The sequence below is a fragment of the Pseudomonas sp. NC02 genome (genome assembly GCF_002874965.1).
Taxonomy (GTDB): domain Bacteria; phylum Pseudomonadota; class Gammaproteobacteria; order Pseudomonadales; family Pseudomonadaceae; genus Aquipseudomonas.
On sequence record NZ_CP025624.1, the window covers coordinates 364648 to 386191 of the forward strand.

15 protein-coding genes are annotated in these 21544 nt (G+C 60.9%); 11 read left to right on the plus strand and 4 right to left on the minus strand.

What is annotated here, in order from left to right; genetic code table 11:
* Positions 1-202: 202 nt before the first annotated feature.
* Both C0058_RS01725 and glnA read right to left on the minus strand, forming a co-directional pair.
* On the minus strand, positions 203-739 hold the full coding sequence (locus C0058_RS01725) for a chorismate mutase (RefSeq protein WP_102367926.1): 537 nt from the start codon (positions 737-739) through the stop codon (positions 203-205).
* Positions 740-928: 189 nt separating this feature from the next.
* Positions 929-2335 carry a glutamate--ammonia ligase gene (gene glnA / locus C0058_RS01730; protein ID WP_003217999.1) on the minus strand — a complete coding sequence of 469 codons (1407 nt, stop codon included), beginning with the start codon at positions 2333-2335 and terminating at the stop codon, positions 929-931.
* 333 nt (positions 2336-2668) lie between these two features.
* On the opposite strand from glnA, the gene thiI reads away from it, so the two are divergent.
* Together thiI and typA are read left to right on the plus strand one after the other, a co-directional pair.
* On the plus strand, positions 2669-4123 hold the full coding sequence (gene thiI / locus C0058_RS01740; RefSeq protein WP_023659343.1) for a tRNA uracil 4-sulfurtransferase ThiI: 1455 nt from the start codon (positions 2669-2671) through the stop codon (positions 4121-4123).
* 139 nt (positions 4124-4262) lie between these two features.
* Positions 4263-6083: a translational GTPase TypA gene (gene typA / locus C0058_RS01745; protein ID WP_003217997.1), complete on the plus strand. Its 1821-nt coding sequence runs from the start codon at positions 4263-4265 to the stop codon at positions 6081-6083.
* A 204-nt stretch (positions 6084-6287) separates the two neighbouring features.
* Here the strand turns inward: typA and C0058_RS01750 are convergent, their stop codons facing one another.
* Positions 6288-6722 carry a YkgJ family cysteine cluster protein gene (locus C0058_RS01750; RefSeq protein WP_003217996.1) on the minus strand — a complete coding sequence of 145 codons (435 nt, stop codon included), beginning with the start codon at positions 6720-6722 and terminating at the stop codon, positions 6288-6290.
* A gap of 235 nt (positions 6723-6957) precedes the next feature.
* On the opposite strand from C0058_RS01750, the gene C0058_RS01755 reads away from it, so the two are divergent.
* The 6 genes from C0058_RS01755 to C0058_RS01780 all read left to right on the plus strand — a co-directional run bounded on the left by C0058_RS01755 (position 6958) and on the right by C0058_RS01780 (position 16588).
* Positions 6958-9408, plus strand: coding sequence for a glycogen/starch/alpha-glucan phosphorylase (locus C0058_RS01755; RefSeq protein WP_003217995.1), 2451 nt, complete (start codon positions 6958-6960; stop codon positions 9406-9408).
* Positions 9409-9578: 170 nt separating this feature from the next.
* Positions 9579-13115, plus strand: a complete 3537-nt coding sequence (locus tag C0058_RS01760) for a DUF2339 domain-containing protein (protein WP_102367927.1) — start codon at positions 9579-9581, stop codon at positions 13113-13115.
* A complete protein-coding gene (locus C0058_RS01765) occupies positions 13115-14470 on the plus strand; it encodes a DUF3999 domain-containing protein (RefSeq protein WP_102367928.1) in 1356 nt (451 codons plus the stop codon). The genes C0058_RS01760 and C0058_RS01765 overlap by 1 nt, the downstream gene beginning before the upstream one ends.
* 107 nt (positions 14471-14577) lie before the next feature.
* Positions 14578-15588, plus strand: a complete 1011-nt coding sequence (locus tag C0058_RS01770; RefSeq protein ID WP_003217989.1) for a class 1 fructose-bisphosphatase — start codon at positions 14578-14580, stop codon at positions 15586-15588.
* A gap of 143 nt (positions 15589-15731) precedes the next feature.
* Complete coding sequence (locus C0058_RS01775; protein ID WP_003217986.1) at positions 15732-15986, plus strand: hypothetical protein; 255 nt, start codon at positions 15732-15734, stop codon at positions 15984-15986.
* Positions 15987-16018: 32 nt separating this feature from the next.
* A complete protein-coding gene (locus tag C0058_RS01780; RefSeq protein ID WP_003217984.1) occupies positions 16019-16588 on the plus strand; it encodes a lipocalin family protein in 570 nt (189 codons plus the stop codon).
* 113 nt (positions 16589-16701) lie between these two features.
* Here C0058_RS01780 and C0058_RS01785 read toward each other — a convergent pair whose 3' ends face one another.
* Complete coding sequence (locus C0058_RS01785; protein ID WP_102367929.1) at positions 16702-18066, minus strand: formimidoylglutamate deiminase; 1365 nt, start codon at positions 18064-18066, stop codon at positions 16702-16704.
* 78 nt (positions 18067-18144) lie between these two features.
* Between C0058_RS01785 and hutC the strand changes: the two genes are divergently transcribed.
* From hutC to hutU, 3 genes are all read left to right on the plus strand, one after another.
* A complete protein-coding gene (hutC, locus tag C0058_RS01790; RefSeq protein WP_173406113.1) occupies positions 18145-18924 on the plus strand; it encodes a histidine utilization repressor in 780 nt (259 codons plus the stop codon).
* Positions 18921-19481, plus strand: coding sequence for a HutD family protein (locus C0058_RS01795; RefSeq protein WP_102367930.1), 561 nt, complete (start codon positions 18921-18923; stop codon positions 19479-19481). Before hutC ends, C0058_RS01795 begins: the two co-directional genes overlap by 4 nt.
* A 325-nt stretch (positions 19482-19806) precedes the next feature.
* Positions 19807-21477, plus strand: a complete 1671-nt coding sequence (hutU, locus tag C0058_RS01800; RefSeq protein WP_102370210.1) for a urocanate hydratase — start codon at positions 19807-19809, stop codon at positions 21475-21477.
* Positions 21478-21544 lie beyond the last annotated feature (67 nt).

A 21544-nucleotide genomic window follows, 5' to 3' on the forward strand; every position in this document is an offset into this window, starting at 1 on the left:
GCAGCGTATCGCACCAATATAGTGCGAATTTGAAAAGTCTGTTCAGGAAGCTGGTGGCAGCGACTGATTGGCTGAATGGGTCGGATCTAAATTGTGGGAGCGGGCTTGCTCGCGAAGGCGGCGTGTCAGTCATGCATATATCAACTGACACACCGCCTTCGCGAGCAAGCCCGCTCCCACATTTTTGATGGCGTTCGCAATTTTAGATTTTATAGAGGCACAGCTCGGCGGTGGCGCGGATCATTGCCAGTTGGTGCAGCGCGTCTTTGGCAGGTGCGTGATTGGCCTGGGCCAGCCATTGCGGGCATTGCGGGTTGGTGCGCTCCGGGGTGAAGTCCGCCAGCTGTTGCAGCAGGCGTTTTTGCAGCAGGTCCAGTTTAGGGCGGATCTGGCCGACCAGATCCGGGCGTGGGTCATTCGGCGCCTTGCCTTGCAGCTGCCAGTCGGAAAGGTGGGCGTACTGCACCAGTTTGTTCGCCTCGATCTGGGCCGAGAAAAACTGCTCGGCCTGTGCCGGTGCCAGTTTGTAGCTCGGCGCCTGGGCGACGACGCTGGCGATCACGTCCTGCTCCCGTGGGCGGTCTTCGACGGGCTTGTGGCTGTCCCATTTGCTCAGTGCCACCTGGTCGGCAATCGCCAGGCGTTCGGCAATGCTGTCGAGCAGCGGGGCGAGGGTGGGTGGTGCTGCGAATACATTGGCGCTGATGGCCAGCAAGATGAACCCAATTTTGAGTTTCAAGGCAGATCCCTCTTCTGTAGGGGCGAGCTTGCTCGCGAAGGTCGTTAACGATAACGCGTAAGTATTGAAGAAATGCGGTGCCTTTGAATTTTTCGCGGGCAAGCCGGCTCCCACAGGGTTTTGCGGGCAAAAAAAAGACCTCCCGAAGGAGGCCTTTTTCATCACGCCGCGTTACGCAGCGCTACCGGATCAGCAGCTGTAGTACAGCTCGTATTCCAGTGGGTGTACGAAGGTGCGGACCTTGATTTCTTCTTCGCTTTTCAGGGCGATGTAGGCATCGATAAAGTCGTCGCTGAACACGCCGCCTTTGGTCAGGAACGCACGGCCCTTGTCCAGCTCTTCCAGGGCTTCTTTCAGGCTGCCGCACACTTGTGGGATCTCTTTGGCCTCTTCAGGCGGCAGGTCGTACAAGTTTTTGTCGGCGGCATCGCCAGGGTGGATCTTGTTCTGGATACCGTCCAGGCCGGCCATGACCAGGGCAGCGAAGGCCAGGTACGGGTTGGCTGCCGGATCCGGGAAACGGGCTTCGATACGGCGAGCGCGAGGGCTGGACACGTAAGGAATACGGATCGAGGCGGAGCGGTTGCGAGCCGAGTAGGCCAGCATTACCGGAGCTTCGAAACCTGGAACCAGACGCTTGTAGGAGTTGGTCGACGGGTTGGTGAAGCCGTTCAGGGCCTTACCGTGCTTGATGATACCGCCGATGAAGTACAGGGCAGTGTCGGACAGGCCGGCATAACCTTCGCCAGCGAAGGTGTTCTTGCCTTCTTTGGCGATGGACAGGTGAACGTGCATACCCGAACCGTTATCGCCGTACAGAGGCTTAGGCATGAAGGTAGCGGTACGGCCGTAGGCATCAGCCACGTTGTGTACGCAGTACTTCAGGGTCTGAACTTCGTCAGCCTTGGCAACCAGGGTGTTGAACTTCACGCCGATTTCGTTCTGGCCGGCAGTCGCCACTTCGTGGTGGTGAACTTCGATGACCAGGCCCATCTCTTCCATGGCGTTGCACATGGAGGTACGGATTTCGTGGTCGTGGTCGAACGGAGGAACCGGGAAGTAGCCGCCTTTGATACCTGGACGGTGGCCTTTGTTGCCGCCTTCCACGTCCTGGTCGGACATCCACGAACCTTGTTCGGAGAAGATCTTGAACATGGAGCCAGAGATGTCGGACTTGAACTTGACCGAATCAAAGATGAAGAATTCTGGTTCCGGGCCTACGAATACGGTGTCGCCGATACCGGTCGACTTCAGGTATTCCTCGGCACGCTTGGCGATCGCACGTGGGTCACGGTCGTAGCCCTGCATGGTCGAAGGCTCGATCACGTCGCAGACGATGATCAAGGTTGGGTCTTCGGTGAACGGGTCGAGTACGGCAGTGCTGTCGTCCGGCATCAGGATCATGTCGGAAGCTTCGATGCCTTTCCAGCCGGCAATGGAGGAGCCGTCGAACATTTTGCCTTCTTCGAAGAAGGCGTCATCCAGCGCGTCGCGAGCCGGCATGGTCACGTGGTGCTGAGTGCCTTTGGTGTCCGTGAAGCGCAGATCAATCCATTTGACGTCATGATCTTTGATGAGTTGAACCGACTTCGACATAGTGTCCTCCGGGTGGCTTCGGGCTGGGGTAGTGGAGTAGCCCTTAGAATGTGGGTGATGCCGGCGCGAATACTCGACCAAGGCAACCTGCCTCACAAGAGAGCAAATTGCATGCCAGTGCCCCGACATGGGTTTTTTGCCACAAAAACGCCCCTATAAAGGTGCAATCCGCTGAAACGGAAGAAATTGCGCACCGCAATGTAGCGCTTATTTTGGTTTATGACCCGTTTTGGTGCGCGAAAGGTCAGTTGCATATTAACTGGTTAAACCTTGAGCGATTTCCGCTATAATCCGCGCCCCCCTTTTTCGGCTGGGCCTGCGCGCGCTGTTTTCATGAAATTAATCGTTAAAGTCTTCCCCGAGATCACCATCAAGAGCCGACCGGTACGGATGCGTTTCATCCGTCAATTGGCCAAGAACATCCGTGCCGTGCTCCGCGATCTGGACCCGGCTGTGGTGGTGAATGGTGTGTGGGACAATCTCGAGCTGGAAACCCGCCTCACAGACCCCAAGGCCCTGAAGGACATGACCGAGCGCCTGAGCTGCGTGCCGGGCATCGCGCATTTCCTGCAGGTCGACGAGTACCCGCTGGGCGACTTCGACGACATCACCGAAAAGTGCAAGCAGCACTACGGCGATGTGCTGGCAGGCAAGGTGTTTTCAGTGCGTTGCAAACGCGCCGGCAAGCACCCGTTCAGCTCCATGGATGTCGAGAAATACGTGGGCAGCAAGCTGCGTCGCGAGTGCGGCGCTGCCGGAATTTCCCTGAAAGAGCCGCAAATTGAAGTGCGGATGGAAATTCGCGACCAACGGTTGTTTGTGATCCACAGCCAGCACGACAGCATCGGCGGCTACCCGCTGGGTGCCCTGGAACAGACCCTGGTATTGATGTCCGGCGGTTTCGATTCCACTGTCGCGGCCTACCAGATCATGCGCCGCGGGCTGATGAGCCACTTCTGCTTCTTCAACCTGGGCGGGCGTGCACACGAATTGGGCGTGATGGAAGTCGCGCATTACATCTGGAAGAAGTACGGCAGCTCGCAACGGGTGCTGTTTGTCAGCGTACCGTTCGAGGAAGTCCTGGGAGAAATTCTCGGGAAAGTCGATAACAGTCATATGGGCGTAGTATTGAAGCGTATGATGTTACGCGCTGCGTCCCGAATCGCGGATCGGCTGGAAATCGACGCACTGGTCACCGGTGAAGCGATTTCCCAGGTGTCCAGCCAGACCCTGCCGAACCTTTCGTTGATCGACTCTGTGACCGAGAAGCTGGTACTGCGCCCGCTGATCGCCAGTCACAAGCAAGACATCATCGACCTGGCGACCCAGATCGGCACGGCGGATTTCGCCAAGCACATGCCGGAATATTGCGGGGTCATCTCGGTGAACCCCAAGACCCACGCCAAGCGCAACCGCGTGGAGTACGAAGAACAACAGTTCGATATGGCGGTGCTCGAGCGTGCGCTTGAGAACGCCAAGCTGGTGCCGATCGATCGGGTTATCGACGAATTGGGCCAGGATTTGCAGATCGAAGAAGTCAGCGAGGCTCTGGCCGGTCAGATCATCATCGACATCCGTCACCCGGATGCCGCTGAAGACGAGCCGCTGGAAATTGCTGGCATCGACGTACAAACGCTGCCGTTCTATGCATTGAATGCGCGTTTCAAGGAACTGGATGACAGCCGTCAGTACCTGTTGTATTGCGACAAAGGCGTGATGAGTCGCCTGCATGCCCACCATTTGCTCAGTGAGGGGCATGCCAATGTGCGCGTTTATCGACCGAGCTAAGAGCCCGGGGCTGTTTGCCTGTGGCCTGCGTCACCGGCCCCCCGACTCTGCCGTCAAGCTGTAACGGCAAGGCCTGACTCTACTGTTAATCGCTGCCACGACCTGTCAGCACACCGAATCCTCTGATCGAGATACACAAGTGATCGAAAATCTACGCAACATCGCCATCATTGCTCACGTTGACCATGGTAAGACCACCCTGGTAGACAAACTCTTGCGTCAATCCGGCACCCTGGAGCGCAACGAGCTCAACGACGAGCGCGTGATGGACTCCAACGACCAGGAGAAAGAGCGCGGTATTACCATTCTGGCGAAAAACACCGCCATCAACTGGAACGGCTACCACATCAACATCGTGGATACCCCGGGCCACGCCGACTTCGGCGGCGAAGTTGAACGCGTAATGTCGATGGTTGACTCCGTTCTGCTGCTGGTTGACGCTCAAGACGGCCCTATGCCGCAAACCCGTTTCGTGACCAAGAAGGCTTTCGAAGCCGGCCTGCGTCCGATCGTGTGCATCAACAAGGTTGACCGTCCAGGCGCGCGTCCGGACTGGGTTCTGGACCAGATCTTCGACCTGTTCGACAACCTGGGTGCCACCGAAGAACAGCTGGACTTCAAAGTCGTCTACGCCTCGGCCCTGAACGGCATTGCCGGTCTGGAACACACCGACATGGCTGAAGACATGACCCCGCTGTACCAGTCGATCGTCGACAACGTACCGGCTCCGAAAGTTGACCGTGAAGGCCCGTTCCAGATGCAAATCTCGGCACTGGACTACAACAGCTTCCTGGGTGTTATCGGTGTTGGCCGTATCGCTCGTGGTAGCGTCAAGCCGAACACTCCGGTGGTCGCCATCGGCGCCGACGGCAAGAAGCGCAACGGTCGTATCCTGAAGCTGATGGGTCACCACGGCCTGCACCGCATCGACGTTGAAGAAGCGTTTGCCGGTGACATCGTGTGTGTGAGCGGTATGGACTCGCTGTTCATCTCCGACACCCTGTGCCAGCCGGACAACGTCGAGGCGATGAAGCCTCTGACCGTTGACGAGCCAACCGTTTCCATGACCTTCCAGGTAAACGACTCGCCTTTCTGCGGTAAAGAAGGCAAGTTCGTGACTTCCCGTAACATCAAGGAACGTCTGGACAAAGAGCTGCTGTACAACGTTGCTCTGCGCGTTGAAGAAGGCGACTCGGCTGACAAGTTCAAGGTTTCCGGCCGTGGTGAGCTGCACCTCTCGGTACTGATCGAAACCATGCGTCGCGAAGGCTTCGAAATGGGCGTTGGTCGTCCTGAAGTGATCATCCGTCAGGTTGACGGCGTGAAGCAGGAACCGTTTGAAAACGTCACCATCGACACCCCTGAAGAATCCCAGGGCAAGGTCATGGAAGAGATGGGCCTGCGTAAGGGCGACCTGACCAACATGGTGCCGGATGGCAAAGGCCGTGTGCGTCTGGAATACAACATCCCTGCTCGTGGTCTGATTGGTTTCCGTAACCAGTTCCTGACCCTGACCAACGGTGCTGGCATCCTGACCTCGATCTTCGATCGCTACGACACCATGAAGTCCGGCGACATGTCCGGCCGTCAGAACGGTGTTCTGGTATCGGTAGAAACCGGCAAGGCGCTGACCTACTCCCTGGAAACCCTCCAGGCGCGTGGCAAGCTGTTCGTTGAACACGGTCAAGAGATCTACAACGGTCAGATCGTTGGCCTGAACAGCCGTGACAACGACATGGGCGTCAACCCAACCAAAGGCAAGAAGCTCGACAACATGCGTGCTTCGGGTAAAGACGAAACCATCGCTCTGGTTCCACCTGTTCGCTTCACCCTGGAACAGGCTCTGGAATTCATCCAGGACGACGAGCTGTGCGAAGTTACGCCTAAGTCGATCCGCCTGCGTAAGAAGATCCTGGACGAAGGCGAGCGTACCCGCGCTGCCAAGAAAGCCAAGAACTGAGTTAACTCAGGCTGAATGAAAAACGCCCCCGGTCGAAAGGCCGGGGGCGTTTTTTTATGCCTGCAATATCTGTAGTGACTGTGCGGGCCCCTTCGCGAGCAAGCCCGCTCCCACATTCGACCGCGTTTTTTCAGGATGAATGAGGTCAAGTGGGGGAGCGGGCTTGCCCGCGAAAGCGGTAGTTCAAGCAATAAAAAATCTGGATCAGAACTTGTCGAGGGTCTTGAACCTGGTCTCGCGCACCACTTCCTTCGGCTTGTACGCGCAATACCCCGGGCGCGGCCCGATTTTCGGGTGATTGCGGCAAGTATCCGGGCGCTTGTCATAAATAGTGCAGAAGCGGCTCTTACGATCCAGGTACAGGCAATCGTTGTTGCTCATGCGCTGCAGGGTGAAGATCTCGGATTTGGCGTTGAAGCGCTCGACGATGCCTTCCTTCTGCAAGCGCTTGGCGATGTTCTTCGGCGGGTCGCCACGCTCGAACTCATCGACGATGCCGATGCGGATCAGGTCCTTGATCTTCACCTCAACCGGCAGGGTGCAGCAGCTCGACACACAGCCGCCACACATATGGCTTGAGTATTTCTGCCAGGTCTCGAGACGGTCGAGTTCCGCGGCGGCGATCAGTTGAGGCTTCATCAGGTTTCCAAGAGGGGTGTTATCCGGCGCGGGATCATACCGGAACTGGTGGTTTTTTGAACAATATCTTCCAGCTTTCAGCTCGAAGGCTGTGCCGGGCCACAAACGGGCACGGCCCCTGCATCAAATTCCCGCAAAGGTGAATGAGTTAAAAAACTGCCGAACCAGAGCGTCTACCGTCTGTCAGACCGTCTAGGCTCTAGCAACTCCTTCTATCTCGCCCGAGGTCGCATCGATGTCTCAGGAACCGCTTGTACGAGAAGCAGAGGTAGCCGCATTTCGCGATGCCGTCTTGACCAAACTTACCTATGCGGTGGGCAAGGACCCCGATCACGCCTTCGACCACGATTGGTTTGAAGCCATCGCACTGGCCGCCCGCGACCACATGGTCGACCACTGGATGGACCACACGCGGCACATCTACCGCAAGGGACAGAAGCGGGTCTATTACCTCTCGCTGGAATTCCTGATCGGCCGTCTGCTCTACGACAGCCTGAGCAACCTTGGCTTGCTGGACGTGGCCCGTGAGGCCATGAGCGAGTTGGGTGTGGACATGGAGCGCATTCGCCTGCTGGAGCCCGACGCGGCCCTGGGCAACGGTGGCCTTGGCCGCCTGGCGGCCTGCTTCATGGAAAGCATGTCGACCCTGGGCATCGCCGGCCATGGCTATGGCATTCGGTATGAGCACGGCCTGTTTCGCCAGGCGATTGTCGATGGCTGGCAGCAGGAGCAAACCGAACGCTGGCTGGATTTCGGCAACCCCTGGGAGTTCGAGCGCGCCGAAGTGATCTACCCGATCGGCTTTGGCGGTGGTGTGGAAACCGTGCTGGATGCGTCCGGCAAGTCGATCCAGGTCTGGTCGCCGAATGAAACCGTACGCGCGGTGGCGTATGACACCCCGGTCGTCGGCTGGCGCGGCGCCAGCGTCAACACCCTGCGCTTGTGGCGCGCCCGGGCCGTCGAAGACCTGCACCTGGAACGCTTCAACGCCGGTGACCACCTGGGCGCCGTCGCCGAAGTGGCCCGCGCCGAAAGCATCTCCCGAGTGCTTTACCCGGCCGACAGCACCGAAGCAGGGCAGGAGCTGCGCCTGCGCCAGGAGTACTTCTTCGTCTCCGCCTCGTTGCAGGATCTACTGCGTCGCCACAAGAATATGCACGGCTCGGTATTGAGCCTGGGCGAGCACGCGGCCATTCAACTCAACGACACTCACCCGTCGATCGCGGTGGCCGAGTTGATGCGTCAGTTGGTGGACCTGCACGACATCCCGTGGGATGCCGCCTGGGACGTCACCGTCGAAACGCTGTCGTACACCAACCACACCTTGCTCCCCGAGGCGTTGGAAACCTGGCCGGTCGGCCTGATGGAGCGCATGCTGCCGCGGCACATGCAGATCATCTACCTGATCAACGCCCAGCATATCGACTCGCTGCGGGCCAAGGGCATCCATGACTTCGACGTGCTGCGTGCCGTCTCGCTGATCGAAGAAGACAACGGTCGCCGCGTACGCATGGGCAACCTGGCGTTCCTCGGCTCCCACAGTGTCAACGGCGTATCCGGCCTGCACACTCAACTGATGCGCAGCACGGTGTTCTCCGAACTGCACAAGCTCTACCCGGACCGCATCAACAACAAAACCAACGGCATTACCTTCCGCCGCTGGCTGTACCAGGCCAACCCCAAGCTCACGGCGATGCTGGTGGAGGCACTGGGCCCGGACGTGCTGGATAACCCCGAACAGCGCCTGGCAGACCTGGAACCGTTTGCCGAGAAGCAAGCCTTTCGCAAGGCCTTCGCCGAACAGCGCCTGCACAGTAAGCGGGCACTGGCCGACATCATTCACGAGCGCCTGGGGATTTCGGTCAACCCGGCGGCGATGTTCGATGTGCAGGTCAAGCGGATCCACGAGTACAAGCGCCAGCTGCTGAACCTGATGCACACCGTCGCGCTGTACCAGGCGATCCGGGCCGAGCCGGGCACCGACTGGGTGCCGCGGGTGAAGATCTTCGCCGGCAAGGCCGCGGCCAGCTATCACCAGGCCAAGCTGATCATCAAGCTGACCAACGACATCGCCCGTACCGTCAACAACGACCCTACCGTGCGCGGGTTGCTCAAGGTGGTATTCCTGCCCAACTACAACGTCAGCCTGGCGGAAAGCATCATTCCGGCGGCCGACTTGTCGGAGCAGATTTCCACCGCTGGCTTTGAAGCCTCGGGCACCAGCAACATGAAATTCGGCCTCAACGGCGCGCTGACGATCGGCACCATGGACGGCGCCAACGTCGAGATGCACGAGCGCGTGGGTGCCGACCACATGTTCATCTTCGGCCTCAGTGCCCAGCAGGTGGAAGCGCGCAAACACGCGGGCGAGTTCAACGCCGGGCCAGAGATCGCCGCGTCCCATCGCTTGAATGATGTGCTGCAAGCGATTCGTGGCGGGGTGTTCTCACCGGATGATCCGGGCCGTTATGCCGGGTTGGTGGATTCGCTGATCGACTACGACCGCTTCCTGGTCTGTGCCGACTTCGATTCCTACTGGGATGCCCAGGCGCGGGTCGAGGCCCATTGGCACGACTCCAAGGAATGGTGGCGTTCGGCGGTGCTCAATACCGCGCGCATGGGCTGGTTCTCGTCGGACCGGACCATCCGCGAATACGCGACGGAAATCTGGAAAGCGTTGGATTAGACACTGCAATAAAAAATGTGGGAGCGGGCTTGCTCGCGAAAGCGCAGTGTCAGTCGACAAATTTGTGACTGATCCACCGCCTTCGCGAGCAAGCCCGCTCCCACATGGGGTCCGTGTCGATATACTGAGCATCGCCTTTGCCCGCTTCGGGCTGCTTATGGATATCGACCATGCAATGGATTTTCATGCTGATTGGCCTGGTGCTCGGCTGGACACTCGACGAGTCGTTCAGTGATGCGGGCATTGGTGCGCTGCTCGGTTTGGGCATTGGCCAGGCGATTCGCCTGTCGATGCTCGCCTCGCGTACGGAGGAACAAGGCCGTCAGCTGGAGTCTGCCCGCAACGCCCTGAAAGTGGTCGAGCAACGCCTGGCCTTGCTGGAAAGGCCTGCTGCCGTTGAAACCCCCGGACCTGTGTTTGTCGAAGAGCCGCTGCCGGTAGCGGCGCCGCCTGAACTCGTCTGGGAATTACCCGCCGAACTGGAACCTGCCTACTCAAGCGTGGTGGCCGAACCCAGCCAGCCATTGCCGGCTGATGTGTGGCGGGCCGAACCGAGCGCGAAAATCCCTGAACAGCCTGCCGCGCCTGCGGTGCCTCGCGGCCCCAACTTTATCGAGCGCGCAATCAGCGGTGCCCGCAACTGGCTGTTCGGTGGCAACACCGTGCTGCGGGTCGGCGTGGTGTTGTTGTTCCTCGGCCTGGCCTTCCTGCTGCGCTATGCCACTGAAGGCATGGTGGTGCCAATCGAGTTGCGTTACGCAGGTGTCGCCGGTTGCGCATTGGCACTGCTGGGCCTGGGTTGGTGGCTGCGGCTGCGCAACAGTAATTACGGGTTGATGCTGCAGGGCACCGGCATTGCGGTGTTGTACCTCACGGTGTTCGCCGCGATGCGCCTGCACCCGCTGCTCGACCCCGGCGCGGCACTCGGCTTGCTGGTGGCGGTCACCGTTTTCTCGGCGATCCTGGCGATTACCCAGGACGCCCTCGGCCTGGCCTGCGCCGCTGCACTCGGCGGTTTTGCGGCACCGATCCTCACGTCCACTGGCGCCGGCAACCATGTGGCGCTGTTCAGCTATTTCGCCCTGCTCAACGCAGGCATTCTCGCCATCGCCTGGTTCAAGGCCTGGCGCCTGCTCAATTTGATCGGTTTTGTCGGCACCTTCGGCATCGGCTTCGCCTGGGGCATGCGCTCCTATACACCGGAGCTGCTGTGGAGCACCGAGCCGTTCCTGATTCTATTTTTCCTGATGTACCTGGGCATCGGCCTGTTGTTCGCCCGGCGCAAGTTGCTGGAGATGCGCGACGCGCCGGACGATGACAGCCGTGGCGCGTTGCTGCGCTGGTCGGCGGCCAAGGGCGATTATGTCGACGGCAGCATGCTGTTCGGTCCGCCGCTGGTGGGCTTCGGTTTGCAGTTTGCGCTGGTGCAGCACCTGGAATTTGCCGCTGCGTTCAGCGCGCTGGCCCTGGGCATCATCTATATGGGCCTGGCTCGTTTGCTGAGTGGCGGGCGCGCCTTGCTGCTGGCGGAAACCTGCCTGGCGCTGGGTGTGATCTTCGCCAGCCTGGCGATTCCGTTGGGCCTCGACGCACGCTGGACCGCGGCGGCCTGGGCCGTGGAAGGCGCCGGGATTTTCTGGCTCGGCCTGCGTCAGCAGCGGCCTTTGGCACGGGCGTTTGGCTTGCTGTTGCAAGTCGGTTCGGCGCTGGCGTTCCTCAGCGAATTGCGGATTGGCGAGACCAGCCTGCTGGACGGTGCACCCTTGGGTGCGTTGTTGCTGGGGGCGGCCTTGCTGTTCAGTTTCGACCAATTGCGCAAGGCGCCGGTGGAGCACGCGGCGCAGTGGGAGCGTCGAGGTTTGCCGGTATTGGCCTGCGTCGGCCTGGGCTTCTTGTACCTGCTCGCACCGTTGCTGCTGTGGACCCAGGGCACGGCCATCAGTTGGGCGCTTGCCGGTCTTGCGACCTTGCTGGTGGGCCTGCGCATCGGCTCGCGTACGTTCCTCTTCACCGCGTTTGCCGTGCAACTGCTGGGTGGCGCGCTGTTCCTGCTGCGCCTGCAAGCGGGTGCTGATTCAGGCGCGGTGTTCAGTGCGGGCTGGAGCGGCTTGCTCACCGCATCGCTGATTGGCCTGGCATTGATCGGCGGCATGCTGCTGGCCGCGCGGGACACCATGGTGCGCAGCGATGTGCGGTTGTTGCGTGGCCTGTCGGTGGTGTTGCTCGCCGGGTTGGTGCTGATCAACCTGGCGGTGCTGTTTGTGCTGCCGTGGGAGACCGCCAGCGGCGTGTGGGCGGCCAGTGGTTTGTTGATCATCTGGCTGAGCCTGTACCTGCAACAGCGCGTCAGTTTTGTCTTCGGGTTGTTGCTGCAAGTGATCGGCGGCGCTTCGTTCCTGATCGCGGTGCCGGACCTGCTCGGGCCGCTGACCAGCGAAGGCTTGCGTCCTTTGGGTCATAGCGGCTTCTGGACGCCAATGGTGCTCGGGCTGGCAGCGCTGGTCGGTGCCTGGCGCTTGCAGCGCAGGCCTCATGCGCCGGTGTTCGAGGCGTTGAGTTTGCAGCGGCTGTCCGACGTGCTGCTGGTGTGGGGTGCGGGTTGGTGGACGCTGGCGTTGGTCAGCGAAGTGCTGCGTTTTGCACCGTCGATGCTGCAAGGCACCTGGCTGTTGGCGGTAGCGGCGGTGAGTGTGGCGATCTGGGCGGTATTGGCCCTGAGGCTGCAATGGGCGTCGCTGGGCTTGCTGTGCACGCTGTTGATGCCGGCGGTGGGCGTGGTGTTGCTGGGCGCGTGGGGCTCGCGTTATCACCCGGCGGCGAACTTCGCCTGGCTGGCATGGGCAGCGGTGTTTGCGGTGCACTTCGTGTCGCTGCGACGCCTGGCTTCGGTCATTCCGGAGAAAGCCCTGAGCGCCGCGCATGTGCTTGGTTGCTGGCTGCTGATCGGCGTGCTGGCGCTGGAGCTGCGCTACGGCCTGTTGCTGCTGTCCGAGGAATACAACGCCTGGCGCTGGCTGGGCTGGGCGATCCTGCCGAGCCTATACCTGGTGCTGGCCGTCGCGCCACGCAGTTGGCCGTGGCCGGTGTCGGCGTACCCGCGCGAGTACCGGTTGTATGCCGCGTTGCCGCTGGCGGTGTTGATGCTCGGCTGGTTCTGGCTGGCGAATATCTTCAGCGACGGCACCGCCGAGCCGCTGCCGTATGTGCCGCTGCTTAACCCGCTGGATATTGGATTGCTATTCGCGCTGTTGGGTGTGTACCTGTGGTCCCGCAGTGCCGCACCGCAACGCGGGCCGCGCGCCGAACTGGTCGCCCAGGCGGTCTCCGGTGTCTCGTTGTTCGCCTTCTTCACCGCGCTGGTGATGCGCACGGCTCATCACTGGGGTGGCGTGCCGTTCCATCTGGATGCGTTGCTGGAGTCGATGCTGGTGCAGGCCGGGCTGTCGATCGTGTGGACCCTGATTGCCCTGAGCCTGATGATCGGCGGCCATCTGCGTCATCGGCGTGAGGTGTGGCTGATCGGTGCGGCATTGATTGCCGTGGTGGTGGCCAAATTGTTCTTCGTCGAATTGAGCAACCGTGGCGGGCTGGCGCGGATCGTATCGTTTATCGGTGTGGGCGGGCTGTTGCTGGTGGTGGGCTATTTCGCCCCGCTGCCCCCCAAGCGCCCCGAGCCGGTGGTTGAAACTGAAGGAGTGGCTTCTTGATGGGCAAGTTGAGTGTGGCGCTGTTGGGGTTGTGCACGACGTTATCGGCCTGGGCCCAGGAGACGCCCGCCGATTTCACCACGCGTGTGCCGCTGACGGTCAGTGGCGAAGGCCCGTGGTACCGCCTGGAACTGCCGCTGGCGGTGCAATTGAGCGCCCGTCAGGCCGACCTGAGTGATGTGCGGGTGTTCAACGCCGATGGCGAGCCCCAGGCTTACGCGCTGGCGCGGCAGTCGGCGCAAAGCACCGAAAGCCGCAGCCTGTCCAACGTGAAGTGGTTCCCGTTGTACGCTGCGGCTGACTCCTCCGAAGCCGTGCCCAGCGTGCGTGTGCAATCCACGTCCACCGGCACGCTGGTGCAAGTGCAGCCGCCGAGCCAACTGGAGGCCGGCGAAGAGGTCCTGCGCGGCTGGTTGCTCGACGCGAGTGCGATCAAGGCCCCGTTGCAGCAACTGATCCTCGACTGGACGAGCGAGCGCGACGGCTTCCAGCGTTTCAGCATCGAAGCCAGCGACGACTTGCAGCACTGGCGCGCGTGGGGCGAAGGGCAGGTGGCGCGGTTGTCGTTTGCCGATGAGCGCGTCGAGCAGCATGAAGTGAGTTTGCCGGGGCAGTCGGCGCGGTATCTGCGTCTGCTGTGGAAAGGCCAGGCGGCACCGGCGCTGACGTCGGCGCAGTTGGAGAGTGTCAGCGCCCACAACCTGCCGTTGCCGCTGGTGTGGTCGCAGCCGTTGTCGGGCAGCCGGCTCAAGGCCGGGGAATACAGCTGGCAGTTACCCAACGCACTGAACGTCGAACGCTTGCGAATCGACTTGAGCCAACCCAACAGCCTGGCGCCGGTCACCTTGTCGGGCCGCCGGGAAAGTAATCAGGCCTGGCAGCCCATGAGCAGCGGTTTGCTCTACCGGTTGACGCAAAATGGCCAGGACGTTTTACAGAACGAACTGCAGTTGCCGGGCCAGGCTGTTGCGCAGCTCAAGCTCGACGTGGACGAGCGTGGTGGTGGCCTGGGCGTGGAGGCGCCGACCTTGAGCTTTGCGGTGCGGGCCACGCAGTTGGTGTTCCTGGCGCGGGGCGAGCCACCGTTCACCCTTGTGCTCGGCAATCCGTCGGTGAAAGGCGCGAACTTGCCGCTGTCGACCCTGATTCCGGACTACAGCGCCGAACGTCTCGCGGGGCTTGGGCAGGCCAAGGTGGCGGGCGAGGCGGTGGTCACATCGGCTGCGGTCGCGGCCCCGGTTGTTGCCGGGCCGAACTGGAAAAAGCTCGGTCTTTGGGCCGTGCTGCTGCTCGGTGTGGCGGCCCTGGGCGCCATGGCCTACAGTTTGCTGCGCAAGCCACCGGTGGCACGTTAAATAAAGTCCATGAACTCTATTGGGTTTAAATCCTCTGATAGGAGGAAATACGCCCCGACTCGCGTTAAACTGCGCGGGTTTTTAGCCCCCCATTTCCGGAGCCTTCCATGTCCCGCGTTACCCTGAGTCGCTATTTGATCGAGCAGACCCGCAGCAACAACACGCCTGCCGATCTGCGCTTCCTTATCGAAGTGGTGGCGCGTGCTTGCAAGGAAATCAGCCACGCCGTGTCCAAAGGCGCGCTGGGTGGTGTCCTGGGCAGCATGGGCACTGAAAACGTACAAGGCGAAGTGCAGAAGAAGCTTGACGTGATCTCCAACGAAATCCTGCTCGAAGCCAACGAGTGGGGCGGTCACCTGGCCGGCATGGCGTCCGAAGAAATGGACAATGCCTACCAGATCCCGGGCAAATACCCGAAAGGCGCGTACCTGCTGGTATTCGACCCACTGGACGGTTCGTCGAACATCGACATCAACGCGCCAGTCGGCACCATCTTCTCGGTACTGCGTTGCCCGAACGAATACCTGAGCCAGAACGAAGCCCTGAACGAAAAGGCCTTCCTGCAGCCGGGCACCGAGCAGGTAGCTGCCGGTTACGCGATCTACGGCCCACAGACCATGCTGGTGCTGACCCTGGGCGACGGCGTCAAGGGCTTCACCCTGGACCGCGAAATGGGCAGCTTCGTGCTCACCCACGAAGACATCACCATTCCTGCGTCCACCCAGGAATTTGCAATCAACATGTCCAACCAGCGTCACTGGGAAGAGCCGGTTACCCGCTACGTGGGCGAGTTGATGGCCGGCGAAGAAGGCCCGCTGAAGAAGAACTTCAACATGCGCTGGGTGGCTGCGATGGTTGCCGACGTGCACCGCATCCTGACCCGTGGTGGCCTGTTCATGTACCCACGCGACAGCCGCGAGCCGTCCAAGCCAGGCAAGCTGCGCCTGATGTACGAAGCCAACCCGATGTCGTTCCTGGTTGAGCAGGCGGGCGGTGCGTCCACCGACGGCCACCAGCGCATCCTCGACATCCAGCCTGAAGGCCTGCACCAGCGCGTGGCGGTGTTCCTGGGTTCGAAGGAAGAAGTTGAGCGTGTGACCGGCTACCACAAGGCGTAAGTCCTTGCGGTAAGCAAAAGCCCCGAAACGTTTCAGCGTTTTCGGGGCTTTTTTGTTTTCGCTCGTCGGGAACCAGACACCTCTTTTCCCTTCTAAGCTTCTGGCAGACCCCCAAGCTGCTTCGTCTCTCCAGGAGTTTTTCCATGTCGTTACGCCGTCTCGCCCTGTTGTCGTTTTGCGTGCTTCTGGCCGCTTGCAGCAAGGTCACTCAAGAAAATTACGCAAAACTGTCGGCCGGCATGCCAAAGGCCGAGGTGGAGTCGTTGTTGGGCAAGCCGACTGATTGTTCTGGCGCGCTGGGTATGTCCAGTTGCACCTGGGGCGATAAAAACAGCTTTATCAGCGTGCAATATGCCGGTGACAAAGTACTGATTTTTTCCGGGCAAGGCCTGAAGTAAACCGGGGCGAAAGCCTGCGGGAGAAAAACAACATGATGCGTTTCGTTCTATACCTCTGCGCCAGCCTGTTTTTGGCGGGCTGCGCCAGCCATTCTGGCGATGATCTGCAACCCAAGACTGTTGGCAGCGTCAACCTCAAGCGTTACCAGGGCACCTGGTATGAGTTGGCCCGTTTGCCGATGTACTTCCAGCGCAATTGTGCGCAGTCCGAAGCCCGCTACACGCTGTTGCCCGATGGCAACATGTCGGTGTTCAACCGCTGCCTGACCCCTGAGTGGAAGTGGCAGGAAGCCAAGGGCACTGCAACGCCGCAGGTCGCCGGCAAGACCGACAAACTGTGGGTCGAATTCAATAACTGGTTCACCTCGCTGTTGCCGGGCGTGGCCAAGGGCGATTACTGGGTGCTGTACGTCAGCGATGACTACAAGACCGCCATTGTCGGCAGCCCGAGCCGGCGCTACATGTGGTTGCTGTCGCGCACGCCGACGGTCAGCGCCGACACCCGCGAAGACCTGCTGAGCAGGGCGCGGCAGCAGGGGTATGACACCACACGTTTGATCTGGCGTACGTCGGACAAGCAGATGGCGAAGACCTCGCAGTAACGGAAGAACGCCATCGCTCCAATGTGGGAGCTGGCTTGCCTGCGATAGCGGTGTTGGATTCACCATCGCTATCGCAGGCAAGCCAGCTCCCACATTTTGTTATGTGTCGTCTGTCAGCCCAGCAAATCCCGCAAGACCTGGGTAAACGTCCGGCTGCTGTCTTCTTCGGCGGCGTGATGCCCGTCGCGCACCACCCACTTCCCGTTGACCAGCACGTCGCGCACCTGGCGATCACCACCGGCAAACAACCAGCGATTGAGGATCCCGTCTTCGTTCGCTGTCGCCAGGTACGGATCGTTGCCGTCCAGCACCAGCCAGTCCGCACGCTTGCCAACTTCCAGGCGCCCAATCGGCTGCCCCAACGCTTCGGCACCGCCGTCCAGCGCGGCATCGAACAGCGTACGCCCAACCATCGGCTGATCGCTGCGATACAGCCGGTTGCGCCGCTGGTCCCGCAGCCGCTGCCCATATTCCAGCCAGCGCAATTCTTCCACCACGCTCAGTGATACATGGCTGTCGGAACCAATCCCCATGCGCCCGCCCTGGGCCAGGAAGTCCACCGCCGGGAAAATCCCGTCGCCCAGGTTGGCTTCGGTGGTCAGGCACAACCCGGCAATCGCCCGGCTCCTGGCCATCAACGTCACTTCTTCCGGATTGGCGTGGGTGGCGTGCACCAGGCACCAGCGCTGATCCACTTCAACATGGTCATACAACCATTGCAGCGGGCGCTGGCCGCTCCAGGCCAGGCAGTCGTCGACTTCCTTCTGCTGCTCGGCGATGTGGATATGCACCGGGCACGCCTTGTCGCTGGCGGCCAGCACTTCGCTGATCTGTTGCGGTGTGACGGCGCGCAGCGAGTGAAAACACAGGCCCAGCCGTTGTGCCGGTTGCGCGGCCAGAATCGGTTGCAGGCGTGATTGCAGGCTCAGGTAATTTTCGGTGCTGTTGATAAAGCGGCGCTGGCCTTCATTGGGTGCCTGGCCGCCGAAACCGGAGTGGCTGTAGAGCACCGGCAACAACGTCAGGCCGATACCGCTGCTGGCGGCGGCCTGGCTGATTTGCCGCGACAGCTCCGCAGGGTCGGCATAGGGCTGGCCGCTGACGTCGTGGTGCACGTAGTGAAATTCGGCCACCGAGGTGTAGCCGGCCTTGAGCATTTCGATATACAACTGGCGCGCGATGACCTGCAACTGGTCGGGGCGGATCTTGCCGACCATCCGATACATCAGGTCGCGCCAGGTCCAGAAACTGTCATTCGGGTTGCCGGCCACTTCCGCCAGCCCGGCCATCGCGCGCTGGAAAGCGTGGGAATGCAGGTTCGGCATGCCCGCCAGCACGGGGCCCCTGAGCCGTTCGGCACCGTCTGCACTGGCGTTGGGCTCAACCTTGGTCAGCAGGCCATCGGCGCTGACTTCAAGACGTACATCGTTGGCCCATCCATTAGGCAGCAGCGCGCGTTCGGCAAAGAAAGCGGACATGATTCAGGCACCCCAGTCGTGTGTTTATTTGTATATACATATACAGACGTTTGCCTGCTCGGTAAACTCCGGCAAGCTATGCTTCTTTTTCACCTACAAGGATTTCCTGTGTCGACTCCGCCCGCCAAGTCTCCACTGGCTGCCCACATGGACGAAAGTCCGGCGCCCTTGTATGCCCGCGTCAAACAGATGATCAGCCAGCAGATTCTCAACGGCAACTGGCCGCCGCATTATCGCGTGCCTTCGGAGAGCGAACTGGTCAACCAGTTGGGCTTCAGCCGCATGACCATCAACCGCGCCCTGCGCGAGTTGACTGCCGAAGGCCTGCTGGTACGCATGCAAGGTGTGGGCACCTTTGTCGCCGAGCCCAAGAGCCAGTCGGCGCTGTTTGAAGTGCACAACATTGCCGATGAGATCGCCTCCCGCGGTCATCGCCATACGTGCAAGGTCATTACCCTCGGTGAAGAAGCCGCCGGCTCCGAGCGCGCCGTCGCGCTGGAAATGCGCGAAGGCGGGCGGGTGTTCCACTCGTTGATCGTGCACTACGAAAACGACATTCCGGTGCAAATCGAAGACCGTTTCGTCAACGCCCTGGTAGCACCGGAATACCTGCAGCAGGATTTCACCCAGCAAACGCCCTATGCCTACCTCAACCAGGTGGCGCCGCTGACCGAAGGCGAGCACGTGGTCGAGGCGATCCTGGCCGACGCCGACGAATGCAAGCTGCTGCAAATCGAAACCAGCGAGCCGTGCCTGCTGATTCGCCGCCGCACCTGGTCTGGCCGCCAGCCGGTCACGGCCGCACGTTTGATCCACCCCGGTTCCCGTCATAGCCTGGAAGGACGTTTCAGTAAATGAGTTCGATGAAAGTCTGGCGCGCTACCGATTACATTCGCATGCCGTGGAAAAACGGCGGCGGCAGCACTGAAGAAATCACCCGTGACGCGGGGGAGGGCCTTGACGGTTTCGGCTGGCGCCTGTCGATTGCCGATATCGCCGAGTCGGGCGGGTTCTCCACCTTTGCCGGGTACCAGCGCATTATCACCGTGCTGCAAGGCTCGGGCATGGTGCTGACGGTGGATGGCGAGGAACAGCTCGGTTTGTTACCGCTGCAGCCATTCCCGTTCAAGGGTGACAGCCAGGTGTCCTGCCGCTTGATCGGCGGGCCGATCCGCGATTTCAACCTCATCTATTCGCCGCAGCGCTATCAAGCGCGGTTGCAATGGATGGACGGCACGCAGCGTTTCTTCAGTGCCGCGCACACCGTGCTGGTGTTCAGCGTGGCCGATGAAGTGAAGGTGCTCGGTGAGCGGCTGAACCGTCACGACTGCCTGCAACTGGACGGTAACACCGGTCTGCTGGACGTCAGCGTGATTGGCCGTTGCTGCGTTATCGAATTGACTGCCGCCGCTTGAACAGGTGGGGGTTTCTTCCCCCACATTTTGTTTCCCTCTTCCCGCACCAACTTGTTACCGAACGCCCCAGCATGGCGCAAAGCCCTGCCTCGATGACAAGTCTCCCGCACTGTAAAAATCCCCCGTAAGAAAATTCATCATGCTGCGAAGCCTTGTTTTCCAAGGCTTCCACCCTCGTCCCGGAAAAATCTTCAAACCTTGCGCGCAAAGTTGGCCGCTTGATTGCATATGCTTGTATGTACAAGTAAAGATGTGTGCGTAAGAGTCCACGAGCATCCTCTTCGCACCCATCAATGTTCGCGCATTGATCGTTGAGGATTTTTTTGTGACCAAGCCTACCCAATACCGTGACGTTGAAATCCGTGCCGCACGCGGCAACACGCTGACCGCCAAAAGCTGGCTGACTGAAGCGCCGCTGCGCATGTTGATGAACAACCTCGACCCGCAGGTTGCCGAAAATCCGAAAGAACTGGTGGTGTACGGCGGTATCGGCCGTGCGGCACGTAACTGGGAATGCTACGACAAGATCGTCGAAAGCCTGACCAACCTCAACGACGACGAAACCCTGCTGGTGCAATCCGGCAAACCCGTCGGCGTGTTCAAGACCCACAGCAACGCCCCGCGCGTGCTGATCGCCAACTCCAACCTGGTACCGCACTGGGCGAGCTGGGAGCATTTCAACGAACTGGATGCCAAGGGCCTGGCCATGTACGGCCAGATGACCGCCGGCAGCTGGATCTACATCGGCAGCCAGGGCATCGTGCAGGGCACCTACGAAACCTTCGTCGAAGCCGGTCGCCAGCACTACAACGATGACCTCAAGGGCCGTTGGGTCCTGACTGCCGGCCTCGGCGGCATGGGCGGCGCCCAGCCACTGGCCGCGACCCTGGCCGGTGCCTGCTCGCTGAACATCGAATGCCAGCAGGTCAGCATCGACTTCCGCCTGAGCAGCCGCTACGTCGACGAACAAGCCACCGACCTCGACGACGCCCTGGCGCGCATCGACAAATACACCAAGGCCGGCCAGGCGATCTCCATCGCGTTGCTGGGCAACGCGGCGGAAATCCTGCCGGAGTTGGTGAAGCGCGGCGTGCGCCCGGACATGGTCACCGACCAGACCAGCGCCCACGACCCGCTCAACGGCTACCTGCCCGCCGGCTGGACCTGGGACGAATACCGCGCCCGCGCCAAGACCGAACCGGCCGAAGTGATCAAGGCCGCCAAGCAGTCGATGGCCGTGCACGTCAAGGCCATGCTCGAGTTCCAGAAACAAGGCATCCCGACGTTCGACTACGGCAACAACATCCGTCAGATGGCGCAAGAAGTGGGCGTGGAAAACGCCTTCGACTTCCCGGGTTTCGTCCCGGCCTACATCCGTCCGCTGTTCTGCCGTGGCATCGGCCCGTTCCGTTGGGCTGCGCTGTCGGGCGACCCGCAAGACATCTACAAGACCGACGCCAAAGTCAAAGAGCTGATCCCGGACGACGCGCACCTGCACAACTGGCTGGACATGGCCCGCGAGCGCATCAGCTTCCAGGGCCTGCCGGCGCGTATCTGCTGGGTTGGCCTGGGCCAGCGCGCCAAGCTCGGCCTGGCATTCAACGAAATGGTGCGCAGCGGCGAGCTGTCGGCACCCATCGTGATCGGCCGCGACCACCTGGACTCCGGCTCGGTGGCGAGCCCCAACCGTGAAACCGAATCGATGCAGGACGGCTCCGACGCCGTGTCCGACTGGCCACTGCTCAACGCCCTGCTCAACACCGCCAGCGGCGCGACCTGGGTTTCGTTGCACCACGGCGGCGGCGTCGGCATGGGCTTCTCCCAGCACTCGGGCATGGTGATTGTCTGCGACGGTACCGACGAAGCCGCCGAGCGTATCGCGCGCGTGCTGCACAACGACCCGGCGACCGGCGTGATGCGTCATGCGGATGCGGGCTACCAGATCGCTATCGATTGCGCCAAAGAGCAGGGCCTCAATCTCCCGATGATCAAATAACTAATGTGGGAGCGGGCTTGCTCGCGAATGCGGTGTATCAGTCACTGAAGTCGTTAGCTGACCCATC